This is a genomic window from Pseudonocardia sp. P-1, assembly GCF_058111925.1.
In genome coordinates this window covers 3,157,844-3,172,042 of record NZ_CM176614.1, presented here as the reverse complement: position 1 = coordinate 3,172,042, position 14,199 = coordinate 3,157,844, and the positions used below count along the sequence as shown (strand labels likewise).

The following is a 14,199-nucleotide window of genomic DNA, read 5'->3' as shown; positions in this document are numbered from 1 at the left end:
GGCAGTACCGAGCGACGACCAGCGAGGAGAGCTCCCACTCGTGAGCACCGACGACCGCACCCCGTCGCAGGACGAGGCCCGCACCGTCGCCACCGACGCCGACCACGACCCGTCGACGACGGCGGCCCCGGCCGACCACGTCCCCGGCCCGCGCGACGACGCCGAGCCCACGGCCGACCCGGCCGCGGCCTCGCCGCCCCCGTGGCGCCGGGTGCCCGACACCCACGACGACCGCGACGGCGGCTCGGTCGCGGACTCGCTGCTCAGCGAGGCCCCGACCGCGTTCATGACCGCCCCCGGCGCAGGTGCGGCCGGCGCGACGACCGCCGTCCGCGACCCGGAGCAACGCGAGAACGGCACGGCCCCGGCGGACACGCCGCGCGCCTCGGTCCGCAACCGGCCCCCGCGCCAGGCGCTGCTGCAGCTGAAGCGGCTCGACCCGTGGTCGGTGCTGAAGATGGCCCTGGCGCTGGCCGTCGTGCTGTGGCTGGTGTGGATGGTCGCCGCGGGCGTCCTCTACGGCGTGCTCGGCGGCATGGGCGTCTGGGACCGGCTCAACGGCACCTACGCCGACCTGGTCACCTCGCAGCAGGAGACCGGGGGCTCGCTGATCAGCGTCGGCCGGGTCTTCGGGCTCGCAGCCGTCGTCGGCGCGGTGAACAGCCTGCTGTTCGCGGTGGCCATCACCGTGGTCGCGTTCGTCTACAACGTGGCCGCCGACCTGGTCGGCGGCATCGAGGTCACGCTCTCCGAGCGGGACTGACCGGAGCGTCGTCGCGCACCCCGCACGGGGCCGGGCGGAGGGGGACCCCCTCGTAACCCGCTCGACCCCGTGCGGTAGTGTTTCTCCTGTTGCACGGGCCTATAGCTCAGTTGGTTAGAGCGCATCGCTGATAACGATGAGGTCGCTGGTTCAAATCCAGCTAGGCCCACACCTTCCCCCTCCGACAGTCACTCGCGAGGAGACCTCCGATGAAGAAGCTGTTCGTGCTGGCCGTCGCCGCCGGTGCTGCGTACTTCGGCTGGTCCCGCTTCCGCGGCGTCGGGTCCGACGACCTGTGGCACGAGGCCACCACCCGCTGACTCCGCTTCCCGGGGTACCGTGATCGGGACCCACCAGGGGACATAGCTCAATTGGCAGAGCACCGCCTTTGCAAGGCGGGGGTTAGGGGTTCGATTCCCCTTGTCTCCACCAGCTGATACGCACTTCTCGCCGGTGTCCGTGGTCGGGGCGACCCGCCGGACGGCCCGACCGCCACTGTGACGCAGTCGTGGCGGTGTCCCGGTGGGCGACCACCCACCACATGCGGTTCTCCCGGGTGCCCAGCTGTTCCACGTGGAACACGCCGCTCCGGCGCAGGCCCCGTGCCGGTGGCTGCGGACCCGTGCCGCGGACGGGCCGACCGACTCCGTGAGCCGACCGACCCACCCGTCGTCCGGCCTGCTCAGCCGTCCTCGCGCAGCGGGCCGCCGGCACCCGTCTGCTCCCGCTCGCGCTGCGCGCGGCGCTCCAGCTCCTCGTCGTCCGGCGGGTGCGGAGTCTTGGCGTGCTCACGGTGGTCGGGCGTCGCGCCCTCCTCCGGGTCGATGACCTCGTCCAGGCCCCGTCGGCGTTCGTGGTTGCTCATGTCCTGTGTCGTGCCCGTTCCCGGCCGATCCATGCGCGCTCCGGCGCACCGGCAGCGAGCCGAGCACCCGGGACGGTGCTGACGAGTGGGAGGGCGAGGTCGGTCGCGGCGTCGAGGAATGGTGGCGGCGCGCCGCCGGGGTCCGACCCCCGTGCTCACCGGGCGTCGCGGTGCAGGACGACCGTGTCCTCGGTCGCGACGGCGTCCCCACCGTCGAACGAGACCCCGGTGAGCTCCTGCGAGACGCGCCAGATGCGCTCGGCGTCGTCGGTGCTGCGCAGGGGCCGGTAGAGGCCCAGCTCGGTGGGCGCACCACCCAGACCCCCGAATCCGTCGGGCCCGTAGAACCGCCCACCGTGTGCGTCCGGGGAGGTCGCGGCGTACAGCGCGGGCAGCCCGGCGCTCTGCGCGGTCCCGACGAGGATGCCGCGGGCCGAGAGCGCGCCGATCACCCGTCGTCCCCGCGCGGGCTGCTCGCGACCGACCTCGGCACGCGCGGCGAGCAGGCTGGTCGGGGCGATCCCGGGGTGGGACACGTTGCTGGTGATGCCCCAGCGCCCGGCGCGGCTGCGGCGGTCGAGCTCGAGGGCGAACAGCCCGAACGCGATCTTCGACCGGGCGTAGGCGGCCATGCCGTTGCCGTAGCCGACCTGCGCCTGGAGGTCGTCCCAGGCGATCCGGCCGCGGCGGGCGGCGACGCTGAGCTGGGAGGTCACCCGTGCCCGGCCGGCGCGCAGCAGCGGGAGCAGGTGCGCGACGAGGGCCACGTGACCGAGGTGGTTGGTGCCGAACTGCAGCTCGAAGCCGTCGACGGTCGTCGCCGGGGCGGGGTCATGACGCCGGCGTTGTTGACCAGGATGTGGATCGGGCGGCCCTCGCCCCGCAGCATGACACCGAGTGCGGCGACGGAGCCCAGCGACGACAGGTCCAGCTCGCGTAGGGACACGGTCGCGCCGGGGGCGCGGGTGCGGATCGCGTCGACCGCCGCCTCGCCCTTGCGCCGGTTGCGGACGGGCAGCACGATCTCGGCTCCTGCGGCGGCGAGCCGGGTGGCGATACCGAGCCCGATGCCGTCGCTGGCGCCGGTGACGACGGCGAGCCGGCCGGTGAGGTCGCCGATGGTGATGTCGCGGGTGCGGGACATGCTGTCTCCCTGGTGGTGCGGTGCTCGAGGTCGGGCGGTGGTCAGGCGGCGGTGGCGCCGCGGGGGCCGATCGCGCGGCGGGCGGCGACGAGGGTGCCCGCGGCGAGCGCGGCGAAGGCCGGTACGGCGGCGACGCCGAGCGCGGCCAGGACGGCGGGCCGGTCCGCGAGGTAGGCCACGGCGCGCAGGGTGAGGTTGAGCGCGTGGAGCACGACGCCGGCCAGCGTGCTGACGGTGTAGACGCGCATCAGCCGGGGGTGCCCACGCCAGTCCTCGGGGCCGCCGACCAGCCGGTTGAACAGGGTCCCGGTCACCGGGCGGCGGACGAGGACCGAGCCGAGGAACAGCACGCCGAGTGCGGCCGGGATCAGGGTGGGGAGCAGGAAGAACGCCCGGGCCTCGCCGGAGAACGCGGGGGCGGCGGCGCACACGCCGGCCACCGCCAGACCGACGACGGCGGCCCGCTGTGACTCCCGGCGGGCCAGGCGCACGCCGAACGTCACCGGCGCGGCGACGGCGAGCGCGATGAACGCCCAGGTCAGCCCGCCCGCCGCGTCGGCCGCCACGAAGGCGACGGCGGGCGCGGCGGCGAGGAGGATCCCGACGGCGCCGCCGGAGCGGTCCAGGCTGGTCCGCATCGCCGCGGACAGGGTGGCGGCACCCGCGGCCCGGGCCGGCTCGTCGGTGCGGTGCTCCTCCGGGCGGCCCGGCGGCACGGTGGTGGTCGGGTCGAGCGGGAAGAGTTCGTTCGGCACGCTGGGCTCCTCGGGTCGGTGGCCGTGTGCCGACCACGTTCGCCCCACCGCCGGCCCGCAACCACGGCCTCCCGATCCACCCCTGGGCCGTGCGGCCCCGACCGGGTGGGGCGGATCGACGGTCCGTGGCTCCGCGCCGTGTGTCCCGGTAGGAACGGACGGAGGCGACCGAGAGGCGGTACGGATGATCGACCGGGTGGGCCTGGCCCAGTTCCTGCGGCGGCGCCGTGAGGTACTGCAACCGGAGGACGTGGGGCTGCCGCGGGGGCAGCGTCGTCGTACCAGCGGGCTGCGCCGCGAGGAGGCCGCGGCGCTGTGCCACATGTCGACCGACTACTACGCGCGCCTCGAACGGGAGCGTGGCCCGCGGCCGTCGGAGCAGATGATCGCCGCGATCGCCCAGGGGCTGCACCTCTCGCTCGACGAGCGCGATCACCTGTTCCGCCTCGCCGGGCAGCATCCGCCCGCCCGGGGCGCGACCAGCGACCACATCGGTCCCGGCCTGCTGCGCATCCTCGACCGCCTCGTCGACACCCCCGCCGAGATCGTCACCGAGCTCGGCGAGACGCTGCGCCAGACCTCACTGGGGGTCGCGTTGACCGGCGACACCACCGGGTTCACCGGCCCGTCGCGGAGCATCGGCTACCGCTGGTTCACCGACCCCGGCGCCCGTCTGCTCCACCCGCAGGAGGACCACGCGTTCCTGTCGCGCCGCTACGTCTCGAGCCTGCGGGCGGTCGCGGCCCGGCGCGGGCCGGGGTCCCGCGCGGCCCACCTCGCCGATCTCCTGTACCCGGAGAACGAGGAGTTCCGCGCGCTGTGGGACTCCCACGAGGTCGGCGTCCGGACCGACGACGTCAAACGCCTCCTCCACCCCGAGGTCGGCCCACTGGAGCTGCACTGCCAGACGCTGCTCGACCCCGACCAGTCCCACCTGCTGCTGGTCTACACCGCCGTCCCGGGCAGCGAGACCCACGAGAAGCTGCAGCTGCTCTCGGTCATCGGGGCACCGTCCGCCGCCTGGTACCGGCACGGCGAGCCGGTCGGCCCGCGGCCGGACGAGACCTGACCCGGGCAGCAGGGCCGGTCAGCGCGGACCGGCGCCGACCCCGCGGACCAGGCCGGACAGCAGCACCTTCGACAGTCCCTTCGCGAGCAGCGTCTCGCCCGCCGGCAGCCGCTTGTCGGCCTCGACCGCGTAGGTGATCTCGGTACCGGTGCCGACCGGGCGCAGCGTGACCTCGCCGCGGTAGTTCTTCAGCGGCACACCGGCCAGCGCGCGGTACCCGAGGCGTCGCCCCGGCTCGAACGCGGTGACCTCCTCGACGATCGGACCGGGCGAGCCGATGCCGACCTTGCGGACGGTGCCGACACCGTTGGGCTCCGGCGTCCCGGCCCGCGTGACGGCCACCTTCAGGCCCGGCGCCCACGCCGACATGCCCTCGTGGTCGGACAGCACCGACCACACCGTCTCGGGCGTCGCGGACACGGTGCGGACGGACGTCGCTCTGATCATGTGCGGAACTTACTGACGGGTAGGAGAAAAATCGAGCGGACATGTCGAGAACGCGCGTCCGGTTCCGTCCCCGGGGTGAACGCGGCCAGGATGGGCCGCGACGAGCACCGAGGAGACACACCATGGCCAAGTACCTGCTGCTCAAGCACTACCGCGGCGCCCCGGCCCCGAAGAACGACGTCCCGATGGACCGCTGGGCTCCCGAGGAGGTCACCGCGCACATCCGCTTCATGCAGGACTTCGCCGAGTCCCTGAAGGAGACCGGCGAGTTCGTCGACGCCCAGGCGCTGGCGCCGGAGGGCACCTTCGTCCGCTACGACGGCGAGGGCCGCCCGCCGGTCACCGACGGTCCGTTCGCGGAGACCAAGGACCTCGTCGCCGGCTGGATGATCGTCGACGTCGACAGCTACGAGCGGGCCGTCGAGCTGACCGGTGGGCTGTCGGCGGCCCCCGGCGCCGGTGGGGAGCCGATCCACGAGTGGATCGAGCTGCGCCCGTTCCTCGAGGCCCCGCCGACCGTCACGGAGTGAGCGGCGAGGTGGCCGGCGCCGACGCCGCGCTGCTGCGCGGCCTCGTCCCGGAGGTACTGGGGATCCTCGGCCGCCGCGGTGCGGACTTCGCGGCGGCCGAGGACGCCGTGCAGGACGCGCTCGTCGAGGCCCTGCGGACCTGGCCCGCGGACCCGCCTCGGGACCCGAAGGGCTGGCTCGTGACGGTGGCCTGGCGCCGCTTCCTCGACGCCACCCGGTCGGAGACCGCGCGTCGTGGCCGGGAGGAACGGGCCGAGGCCGAGCCGGCGCCCGGCCCGGCGCCGGACCACGACGACGCGCTCGAGCTGTACTTCCTGTGCGCGCACCCGTCGCTGTCGCCGTCGTCGGCGGTCGCGCTCACCCTGCGCGCGGTCGGCGGGCTCACCACCCGGCAGATCGCCGCGGCCTACCTGGTGCCCGAGGCGACGATGGCGCAGCGGATCAGCCGCGCCAAACGCACCGTCGCGGGGGAGCGGTTCGACCGCCCCGGCGACGTCGCGACCGTCCTGCGGGTCCTCTACCTGGTGTTCAACGAGGGCTACTCCGGCGACGTCGACCTCGCCGCCGAGGCGATCCGGCTGACCCGGCGCCTCGCGGCGTCGGTCGACCATCCCGAGGTCGCGGGCCTGCTCGCGCTGATGCTGCTGCACCACGCCCGACGCGCCGCCCGCACCGGCCCGGCCGGCGAGCTGGTGCCGCTGGCCGAGCAGGACCGCGGCCGCTGGGACACCGCCCTGATCACCGAGGGGGTGGCGGTGCTGCAGGCCGCGCTGGCCCGCGACCGGCTGGGGGAGTTCCAGGCCCAGGCGGCCGTCGCCGCCCTGCACGCCGACGCGCCGGCCGCCGGGGAGACCGACTGGCCCCAGATCGTCGAGTGGTACGACGAGCTGGTCCGGCTCACCGGCAGCCCGGTCGCCCGGCTGAACCGGGCGGTCGCCGTCGGGGAGGCCGACGGGCCACGGGCCGGGCTGGCGGCCCTCGCCGATCTCGACCCGGCGCTGCCCCGCCGGACCGCGGTCAGCGCCCACCTGCACGAACGGGCGGGGGAGCGGGCCACGGCCGCGCGTCTCTACGCCGAGGCCGCGGCACTGGCGTCCTCCACGGCCGAACGGGACCACCTGACCCGGTGTGCCGCCCGTCTCCACACGGGATCGGCGGGCTGAACCGCATCGTCACAATTGACGATCACCCGGCCTCCGAGGCACACCGACAGGACGCCGGCACGCAGCGGTGCAAGGATCATGCGAATGAGCCTGGTGTCGGATCCCGTTGCGGTCGCGGCACCGTCGCCGCTGACGTCGCCGGCACGGCTGGCCGCGGTCCGGGCCACCCAGCTGCTCGACACCGGGCCGGACGAGGCGTTCAACCGCCTGACCCGGCTGGTCTCGGTGGTCCTCGGCACCCCGGCGGTCATGCTGACCGTCGTCGACGAGGTCCGGACCTTCCTCAAGGGCACGCCCGAGCCCGCGCGGATCGTCGGGCCGGACGGCGTCTGGTCGGCGCCCGTCGAGGACAGCGGGTGCAAGGTCGTCATCGAGTCGGGCGGCGAGATCTGTGCCGGTGACGTGCGGGCCGACCCACGGCTGCGCGACCTCTCGCTGATGACCGACTTCGGTGCGGCCGCCTGGCTCGGCGTGCCGGTGCGCGACCCCGCGGGCCAGGTCGTGGGCAACCTCTGCGCGATGGACGTGGTCGTCCGTGACTGGACCCCGCTGCACCGCGAGACGATCCGCACCCTGGCCGACGCCGTCGAGGGCGAGATCGCGCTGCGTCTGGCCCTGCGCGAGACCGAGCGGCAGGCGGTCGCCGCCGCTCGCGACGCCGCCGAGATCGAGACGCTGGCCCGGACGCTGCAGGAGTCGCTGCTGCCCGCGCAGCCCCCGCGGCTGCCCGGGGTCGACATCGCGGCCCGCTTCCTGCCCGGCGGCTCCGGCGTGGAGGTCATGGGCGACTTCTACGACGCCGTCCCCATCCCGGACGGCGTCGCCGTGGTGATCGGCGACGTCCAGGGCAAGGGCGCCGGCGCCGCCCGGACGACCGCGCTGGCCCGCTCGGCCACCCGCACCGCCGCGCACTTCGAGAACGACCCGGCCGCCGTGCTGCGCACCGTCAACGACGTCTTGCACGTCTGGTTCGACGGCCGCACCAGCTTCGTCACCGCCGCGCTCGCGTCGCTGCGCCGCGGGCCCTCCGACACCTGGCACGCCGACCTCGCCTCGGCCGGTCACCCGCCCGCCCTCGTGCGACGGGCCGACGGCACCGCGGAGTTCCACGGCGGCGGCGGGCTGGTCCTCGGCATCGGCACCACCCCGATGGTGGCCGACGAGGCCGTCACCCTCGCCGCGGGCGACAGCCTGGTGCTCTACACCGACGGCATCACCGAGGCGCACGTGCGCGGGCACTGGGAGCAGCTGGGGGAGGAGGGCGCCCGGCGCACGCTGGCCTCGCTCGACCCGGGCGCCGACGCCGACACGATCGCGCGCGCCCTCACCGACGCCGCCCTCGCGCACTGCGGCGGTCACCTCAGCGACGACGCCGGGGTGGTCGTCGTGCAGGTCGAGGAGCCCGGCACCGGCGACGTCGACCGGGTCGTCACCGAGCACGTCCCGCACGCCGGGGTCGGCCGGGAGACGCGGCGTTCCGCGGAACGCGTCCTCGTCGGCTGGGACCTCGCCCCCGGCACCCTCGCCGACGCGATGCTGGTCATCGAGGAGCTCGTCGCGAACGTCGTCGACCACGCCCGTACCGCGTTCCGCCTGACCCTGGTCCGGGGCCGGGACGCCCTGCGGATCGAGGTCGACGACGAGGGGGCGGGCGGCCCGCTGCTCCAGCCGATCGACCTGCGGGCGGCGCGTGGGCGCGGCCTGCAGCTCGTCGACGCCGTCGCGCAGGCCTGGGGCTGTGACCCCCGGGGCCGCGGCAAGCGGGTGTGGGCCGAGCTCGCCGCGCGCTGACCCCCTAGGACGCGTCCTCGCGCCAGGTCAGGTCGACCTCCAGCTGCCGGTGACCGTCGGAGGCGGTGCCGGTCGCGGACCGGCGGACCTCCGCGCGGCCGTCGCGCAGGGCGCGGGCGGCGTCCTCCAGGTGCGCGGCGAGGTCGCGCGCCGCGGTCGTCGCGTCGGGCCAGGACCATGCGTCGTCGGATGCGGTCATGCGCCCAGTGTGCGACACCCGCTCACACCCGCGTGAGGACCAACCAGGTCAGATAGGCCGCATAGCCCAGCACCAGCAGTCCGCCCTCGGGCCGCGACAGCCGGGAGCCGGTCCGCATCGCCAGCCCCGTCCCCAGGGTCGCGACGACCAGCAGCACCAGGTCGGCGTCGACGACGTCCGGCGGGACCGCGATCGTCGCGCCGGGTGCGGCGAGCACCGTCGCCCCCAGCACGAGCGCGATGTTCAGGACGCTGGACCCGACCAGGTTCCCGACGGCGAGCCCGGTCTCCCGCCGTGCGACGGCGACCAGCATCGTCACCAGCTCGGGCGCCGACGTACCGAGCGCGACGACCGTCAGCCCGATCACCGCCTCGTCGACGCCGAGCACCAGCGCCCCCTGCACCGCGCCGTCGACCAGCCACTCCGCGCCGAGCACGACCAGCGCCAGCGAGACCACCAGCACCAGCAGCTGCACCGGCGGGCCGCCGCGCCCGTCGCCGGCGTCGGCCTCGGCGGTGACGTCCTCGCGCGGGGAGGTGCGCAGCACCAGCACGACGTAGCCGACGGCGGCGAGGAGCAGCACGACCCCGCCGGCCGGGCCGATCGACCCGTCGCGCGACAGGACGAACAGCAGCAGCGCGGCGGCGACCATCGCGGGCAGGTCGAAGCGCAGCGTGCGCCGGTCGAACGCGACCGGTCGCAGCAGCGCGCCCAGACCGAGCACGAGCAGCAGGTTCGCCAGGTTGGTCCCGACGATGTTGCCGGTGGCGATGCCCGGGCTGCCCGAGCGTGCCGCGTCGATGCCGATCGCGAGCTCGGGCAGGCTCGTGCCGACCGAGACGACCGTCAGCCCGATGACCATCGGGGACAGGCCCAGCCGGGTGGCGAGCCTGCTGCCGGACCGGACGAGCAGCTCGGCGCCGACGAGCAGCAGTACGAGACCGCCGACCCCGAGGAGGACCGCCTCCACCGCCGCTACCGCATCCCGCCGGACACCACGGACCCAGCCTCGCCCACCGGGCGCCGCGTGTCGATCTGAGACAGGTCGGTCCGGCGACGTCCCGGATCGGCCACGCTGGGCCGGTGGAGGACGAGCACGACGTCGTGGTCGTCGGCGCGGGGGTCGCGGGTCTGTACGCGCTGCACCTGCTGCGCCGGCGCGGTCTGCGGGTGACCTGCGTCGACGCCGCGCCCGAACCCGGCGGGGTGTGGCACCACCAGCGTTTCCCGGGTGCCCGCATCGACACCGAGGGTGCCGCCTACCAGTACCTGTTCTCCGACGAGCTGTACCGCGACTGGGGGTGGAGCGAGCGCTTCCCGGCCGGCTACGAGGTGCTGCGCTGGCTGCGGTTCGTCGTCGACCGGCTCGACCTGCACCGCGACCTGCGACTGTCCACACCGGTCACCGCCGCCCGCTGGGACGGCGGCCGCTGGCGGATCCGCACCGGCGACGACGAGCTGTCCGCGCGGTTCCTGGTCCGCTGCACGGGGTCGTTCACCGCGCCCCGCACCGACGCCGTCCCCGGCCGGTCGGACTTCACCGGGCCGGTCGTCCACACCGGAGCGTGGCCGGCCGGGGGACCCCGGCTCGACGGGCTGCGGGTCGGCGTCGTCGGCTGCGGGCCGAGCGCGGTCCAGCTGGTCCCGGCCCTGGCCGGGCGGGTCGGCCGGCTCACCGTCCTGGCCCGAACCCCGCGGTTCGTGCTGCCCGCGGCCAACCCGATGTTCGGCTGGCCGGAGCGCGCGGCCTACCGCGACCGGTTGCCCGCGATGCGCGAGGCGGTTCGGTCCACACCGTCCGGCACCGGACACCCGTCTGTCCACAGAGGACTCCACAATCTGGGGACGGTCCACGACGAGGACCCGCTGGCGCTGCACCCGGCCCGGCTCGCCGGACTCGCGTCCGACCCGGCACTGCGGGCCGCGGCGGCCGCCGTCGTCCGGGACCGGATGCGGGCGCGGCTGGGCGACGACCGCCTCGCGGCGGCGCTGGTCCCGGAGGGCGACGACTACGGCCTGCGGCCCGTCGCGACCGACCAGGGGTGGCTGGAGTCCTTCCACCGCGACGACGTCGAGGTGCTCCCCGTCGCCCGGAACCCGGTCACGCGGATCCGGCCGGAGGGGGTCGGGCTGGCCGACGGGACCGTCGTCGGGCTGGACGCGATCGTGCTGGCCACCGGGTTCGACACGGGCGCGACCCGGGCCGGGATCGACGTCGTCGGCCGCGACGGGCGGCGGCTGGGCACCGGGCCGGGCCTGTTCGGGATGGCGCACCCCGGCTTCCCGAACCTGTTCGCGCCGCTGGCGCCGACCCTCGGGTACGGCAACGACGCGGCCTGCCTGCAGGGGCAGGTCGAGTGGGTCGACCGGGCGATCGGCGCCCTCGACGCCGACGGCCTGTCGACGATCGAGGCGCTGTCGTGCGCGGCGGAGCCGGTCGCGCCCTACGCGGTGCCCGGCGGGGTCGCGGGCGTACTACGCGCCTGCGACGACGAGGCCGCCGCGGGCTACCCGTCGTTCGAGCGGCGCTGACCGTCCAGGCGGACGTCCGGGTCCGGTACGCCGAACAGCATGTTCCGCGACGAGGCCGGTTCCTCGGGGATCCGGTCGACGACGTCGAACAGGTCCATCGCGCCGGTCACCTGGAGTGCGCGTCGGGCGGGACGGCTCGAACCGCAGTACACCCGGAGCCGTTTGCCCTCGGCGCCCAGCATGTCGCGCGACTGGAGCAGCGAGTTCAGCCCCGCCGTCCCCAGGAAGTCCACGCCGGTCAGGTCGAGGATGAGTTCGGGACCCGCCTCGGACCAGATGCCCATCTCGACCCACAGGTCGGGGGAGGTGTCGTCGTCGATGGAGCCGATCGCGTGCAGCACGGTGGCGCCCGCCGGGTGGCTGGACTGCTCGAAGCGCAGCGTCGGCCCGGGAGCGGCGGCCTGCGCGGCATCCGGCACGGAGCGGTCGTCGTCCGCCATGGTCGGGAACCCCCTTCGGCCACCGGGATCACCGGTACGTCCGAGCAGCATTGCAGCGGGTGGCCGTCACCGCATGTGCTGATCGGCGGCGCCCCGGGCGCGTAGCCTTCGCACCCGACCGCCGACCACCCGCGGGGGCGATCCTCCCGCCGGGACCCGAAGGACCACCGTGAGCGCTACGACCCTCTCCGCCGCCGCGATCGCCGGGATGATCGACCACGCGATCCTCAAGCCAGAGCTGACCCGCACCGAGGTCGACGCCCAGCTCGACCTCGCCGCCCGCTACCGCATCTTCAGCGTGTGCGTACGCCCGTCCGACGTCGCGCACGCCGCCGCCCGGCTCGCGGGGACCGGCGTCGCCGTCGGCACCGTGATCGGCTTCCCGCACGGCACGACCAGCACCGCGGCCAAGGTCGCCGAGGCGCGGCAGGCGATCGCCGACGGCGCCGCCGAGCTGGACATGGTGCTGAACGTCGGCCGGCTGCGGAGCGGCCTGACCGACGACGTCGAGGCCGACATCGCCGCCGTCGTCGGGGCCGCCGACGGCCGCGTCGTGAAGGTGATCCTGGAGACCGCGCTGCTGTCCGACGACGACGTGGTCGCCGGCTGCCGGGCCGCCGAGTCGGCGGGCGCGGCCTTCGTGAAGACCTCGACCGGGTTCGCCGGCGGCGGCGCCACGCCCGAGCACCTCGCGCTCATGCGCGCCACCGTCGGACCGCAGGTGCAGGTCAAGGCCTCCGGCGGGGTCCGGGACCTCGACACCGTGCTGGCCTTCCACGCCGCGGGCGTCACCCGCTTCGGCACCAGCGGTACGGCCACGATCCTCGACGACGCCGCGGCCCGCGACGCCGGCGGCGACGCGGCGGCCCGGGTGGACGACGCGTCGTACTGAGGGAGCTACCGAGCGGTACACCGGGCCGCCGGATCTGCGAAGCTGACCGAGCACGTTCCCGTCAGCGCCGGAGGAGACCGATGGCGAAGCAGCCCCTCCCGAGCTCCTGGTCGCCCGCGGGCGTCACCGGGACCCTGATCGGCGCCGCCCTCGGCACGGTCGGCGCGGCTGTGGAGATCGGCCGCCGGCTGCCCGGCTGGCTGGCCGAGGCCCCGCGCGCGGTCGAGGCGATGCCGTCGGTCGCGGCCGACGTCGCCGCGCTGCCGCGGCGCATCGCCGGTGTCGACGCCTCCCTGACCGGCCTCGCCCCGGTGCTCGACGACGTGCTCGGCCGGGTCGTGACGCTGTGGGACGACCCGGTGACCGTCGAGCGGATCGACCGGCTGACCGCGGCTGTGGTCGAGCTGGCCGGGGCCGCCGGACCACTGCGCGAGCTGGCCGGTGCCCGCGACGACCTGCACCAGCTCGCCGGGCTGCGCGAGGACCTGCACCAGCTGGCCGGTGTGCGCGAGGACCTGCACGAGCTGGCCGGGGTGCGGGAGGACCTGCACGAGCTGGCTGCGGTGCGCGGGGACCTGCACGAGCTGGCGGGGATGCGGGAGGACCTGCGGGAGCTGGCCGCGGTGCGGGGCGACCTGCACGAGCTGGCCGCCGCGGTCGGGCCGCTGCGGGAGCTGGGCGGGGCGGTGGCCTCGCTGCAGGAGCTGGCGGGGGCCGTCGGTCCGCTGTCGGAGCTGGCGGGCGCGGTGGAGTCGCTGCGGGAGCTCGGCGCGGCCGTCGGTCCCTTGTCCGAGCTGGCCGCGGTCCGGGACGACCTGCACGAGCTGGCCGGTGCCGCGGCGCCGCTGCGCGAGCTGGCCCCCGCCGCGGGCGACCTGGCTGCGCTGGCGGGGGCGGTCACCTCGCTGCAGCGCCTCGCCGACGCCGTCGCCCCGCTCCAGGAGCTCGCCGCCACCCGCGCCGACCTGGCGCAGCTCGCCGGCGCCGTCGAGCCGCTGCGGGAGCTGGCCTCGGCCCGCGAGCACCTGGAGAGCCTGACCGGTGCCGTGCCCGCGGTGCACGAGCTGGCCGCGACCCGGGCCGACCTCGCGCGGCTCGCCCAGGCGGTCGGACCGCTGGAGGAGCTGGCCCGCACCCCCGGCGACCTCGCCGCCCTCGCGGGCGCGGTGGAGCCGCTGCGGGTGCTCGCCACCGTGCGCGAGGACCTTGCGACGCTGGCCGCCGCCACCGGCGACCAGGGCGCCGTCCGGCGGATCGCCGCGGCCGTCGCGGACGCCGACGCGGAGGGGACCCCGCGGCTGGCGGCGCTGAACGTCAACCTCGCGCAGGCCGCGAGCCAGTTGACCGCCGTCGCCCCGGACCTGCGGTCGGTCGCGGCCCGGATCGACGCGCTCGACCGGCAGATCGGGGTGCTGGCGGACGCGCTCGCGCCGCTGCAGGGCACCACCGAGCGGATCGGCCGCATCGTCGACCGGCTGCCGGACCGCACCCGGCGCCTGGTCACCCGTCCGGCGACGGAGGGCTGAGCGCCACCACCCGGCCGGCAGGCGCGCCCCGGACACACGAACGGGCCGGCCCGCCCGTCCGCGGACCGGCCCGTTCGCCGGAG

At 75.6% G+C, this 14,199-nt stretch carries 17 protein-coding genes and 2 tRNA genes; 11 read left to right on the top strand and 8 right to left on the bottom strand.

The window, feature by feature from the left end; all coding sequences use genetic code 11:
* The first annotated feature begins 40 nt into the window (after positions 1–40).
* The 4 genes from AC0GKK_RS15580 to AC0GKK_RS15565 all read left to right on the top strand — a co-directional run bounded on the left by AC0GKK_RS15580 (position 41) and on the right by AC0GKK_RS15565 (position 1,195).
* Entirely contained in the window at positions 41–763 is a 723-nt protein-coding gene (locus tag AC0GKK_RS15580) for a DUF3566 domain-containing protein (protein ID WP_062399051.1), read from the top strand.
* 95 nt (positions 764–858) lie between these two features.
* Positions 859–932 (top strand) — tRNA-Ile (locus AC0GKK_RS15575).
* A 40-nt stretch (positions 933–972) separates the two neighbouring features.
* Entirely contained in the window at positions 973–1,083 is a 111-nt protein-coding gene (locus AC0GKK_RS15570; RefSeq protein ID WP_208820446.1) for a DLW-39 family protein, read from the top strand.
* 36 nt (positions 1,084–1,119) lie between these two features.
* A tRNA-Ala gene (locus tag AC0GKK_RS15565) sits at positions 1,120–1,195 on the top strand.
* Between the two features lie 250 nt (positions 1,196–1,445).
* Here the strand turns inward: AC0GKK_RS15565 and AC0GKK_RS15560 are convergent.
* The 4 genes from AC0GKK_RS15560 to AC0GKK_RS15545 form a co-directional block, all read right to left on the bottom strand.
* Positions 1,446–1,628: a hypothetical protein gene (locus AC0GKK_RS15560; RefSeq protein ID WP_405420698.1), complete on the bottom strand. Its 183-nt coding sequence runs from the start codon at positions 1,626–1,628 to the stop codon at positions 1,446–1,448.
* A 155-nt stretch (positions 1,629–1,783) separates the two neighbouring features.
* Positions 1,784–2,425: an SDR family oxidoreductase gene (locus tag AC0GKK_RS15555; protein WP_489884027.1), complete on the bottom strand. Its 642-nt coding sequence runs from the start codon at positions 2,423–2,425 to the stop codon at positions 1,784–1,786.
* A complete protein-coding gene (locus AC0GKK_RS15550) occupies positions 2,341–2,772 on the bottom strand; it encodes an SDR family NAD(P)-dependent oxidoreductase (RefSeq protein WP_489881952.1) in 432 nt (143 codons plus the stop codon). The genes AC0GKK_RS15555 and AC0GKK_RS15550 overlap by 85 nt, the downstream gene beginning before the upstream one ends.
* Before the next feature lie 41 nt (positions 2,773–2,813).
* Positions 2,814–3,527 (bottom strand): DUF3159 domain-containing protein, encoded by a 714-nt coding sequence (locus tag AC0GKK_RS15545; RefSeq protein WP_489881951.1) that lies wholly within the window; start codon positions 3,525–3,527, stop codon positions 2,814–2,816.
* Positions 3,528–3,711: 184 nt separating this feature from the next.
* On the opposite strand from AC0GKK_RS15545, the gene AC0GKK_RS15540 reads away from it, so the two are divergent.
* On the top strand, positions 3,712–4,596 hold the full coding sequence (locus tag AC0GKK_RS15540) for a helix-turn-helix transcriptional regulator (protein WP_346107710.1): 885 nt from the start codon (positions 3,712–3,714) through the stop codon (positions 4,594–4,596).
* Between the two features lie 18 nt (positions 4,597–4,614).
* On the opposite strand, the gene AC0GKK_RS15535 is transcribed toward AC0GKK_RS15540, so the two are convergent.
* Complete coding sequence (locus AC0GKK_RS15535) at positions 4,615–5,043, bottom strand: SRPBCC family protein (protein WP_100879109.1); 429 nt, start codon at positions 5,041–5,043, stop codon at positions 4,615–4,617.
* Positions 5,044–5,165: 122 nt separating this feature from the next.
* Here AC0GKK_RS15535 and AC0GKK_RS15530 point away from each other — a divergent pair, with 122 nt between their 5' ends.
* The 3 genes from AC0GKK_RS15530 to AC0GKK_RS15520 all read left to right on the top strand — a co-directional run bounded on the left by AC0GKK_RS15530 (position 5,166) and on the right by AC0GKK_RS15520 (position 8,527).
* A complete protein-coding gene (locus tag AC0GKK_RS15530; RefSeq protein WP_251783304.1) occupies positions 5,166–5,573 on the top strand; it encodes a YciI family protein in 408 nt (135 codons plus the stop codon).
* Complete coding sequence (locus AC0GKK_RS15525; protein ID WP_489881950.1) at positions 5,570–6,736, top strand: RNA polymerase sigma factor; 1,167 nt, start codon at positions 5,570–5,572, stop codon at positions 6,734–6,736. Before AC0GKK_RS15530 ends, AC0GKK_RS15525 begins: the two co-directional genes overlap by 4 nt.
* An 84-nt stretch (positions 6,737–6,820) precedes the next feature.
* On the top strand, positions 6,821–8,527 hold the full coding sequence (locus AC0GKK_RS15520; RefSeq protein ID WP_489881949.1) for an ATP-binding SpoIIE family protein phosphatase: 1,707 nt from the start codon (positions 6,821–6,823) through the stop codon (positions 8,525–8,527).
* A 4-nt stretch (positions 8,528–8,531) separates the two neighbouring features.
* Here the strand turns inward: AC0GKK_RS15520 and AC0GKK_RS15515 are convergent, their stop codons facing one another.
* Both AC0GKK_RS15515 and AC0GKK_RS15510 read right to left on the bottom strand, forming a co-directional pair.
* Positions 8,532–8,726, bottom strand: a complete 195-nt coding sequence (locus AC0GKK_RS15515) for a hypothetical protein (protein ID WP_346107717.1) — start codon at positions 8,724–8,726, stop codon at positions 8,532–8,534.
* Between the two features lie 22 nt (positions 8,727–8,748).
* Positions 8,749–9,696: a calcium/sodium antiporter gene (locus AC0GKK_RS15510; protein ID WP_482636183.1), complete on the bottom strand. Its 948-nt coding sequence runs from the start codon at positions 9,694–9,696 to the stop codon at positions 8,749–8,751.
* A gap of 113 nt (positions 9,697–9,809) precedes the next feature.
* Here AC0GKK_RS15510 and AC0GKK_RS15505 point away from each other — a divergent pair, with 113 nt between their 5' ends.
* Positions 9,810–11,258, top strand: coding sequence for a flavin-containing monooxygenase (locus AC0GKK_RS15505; protein WP_489881948.1), 1,449 nt, complete (start codon positions 9,810–9,812; stop codon positions 11,256–11,258).
* Here the strand turns inward: AC0GKK_RS15505 and AC0GKK_RS15500 are convergent.
* Positions 11,234–11,698 carry an STAS domain-containing protein gene (locus tag AC0GKK_RS15500; RefSeq protein WP_073573723.1) on the bottom strand — a complete coding sequence of 155 codons (465 nt, stop codon included), beginning with the start codon at positions 11,696–11,698 and terminating at the stop codon, positions 11,234–11,236. The genes AC0GKK_RS15505 and AC0GKK_RS15500 overlap by 25 nt on opposite strands.
* Before the next feature lie 169 nt (positions 11,699–11,867).
* On the opposite strand from AC0GKK_RS15500, the gene deoC reads away from it, so the two are divergent.
* Both deoC and AC0GKK_RS15490 read left to right on the top strand, forming a co-directional pair.
* Complete coding sequence (gene deoC, locus AC0GKK_RS15495) at positions 11,868–12,590, top strand: deoxyribose-phosphate aldolase (protein WP_489881947.1); 723 nt, start codon at positions 11,868–11,870, stop codon at positions 12,588–12,590.
* An 80-nt stretch (positions 12,591–12,670) separates the two neighbouring features.
* Positions 12,671–14,116 (top strand): hypothetical protein, encoded by a 1,446-nt coding sequence (locus AC0GKK_RS15490; protein ID WP_489881946.1) that lies wholly within the window; start codon positions 12,671–12,673, stop codon positions 14,114–14,116.
* Positions 14,117–14,199 lie beyond the last annotated feature (83 nt).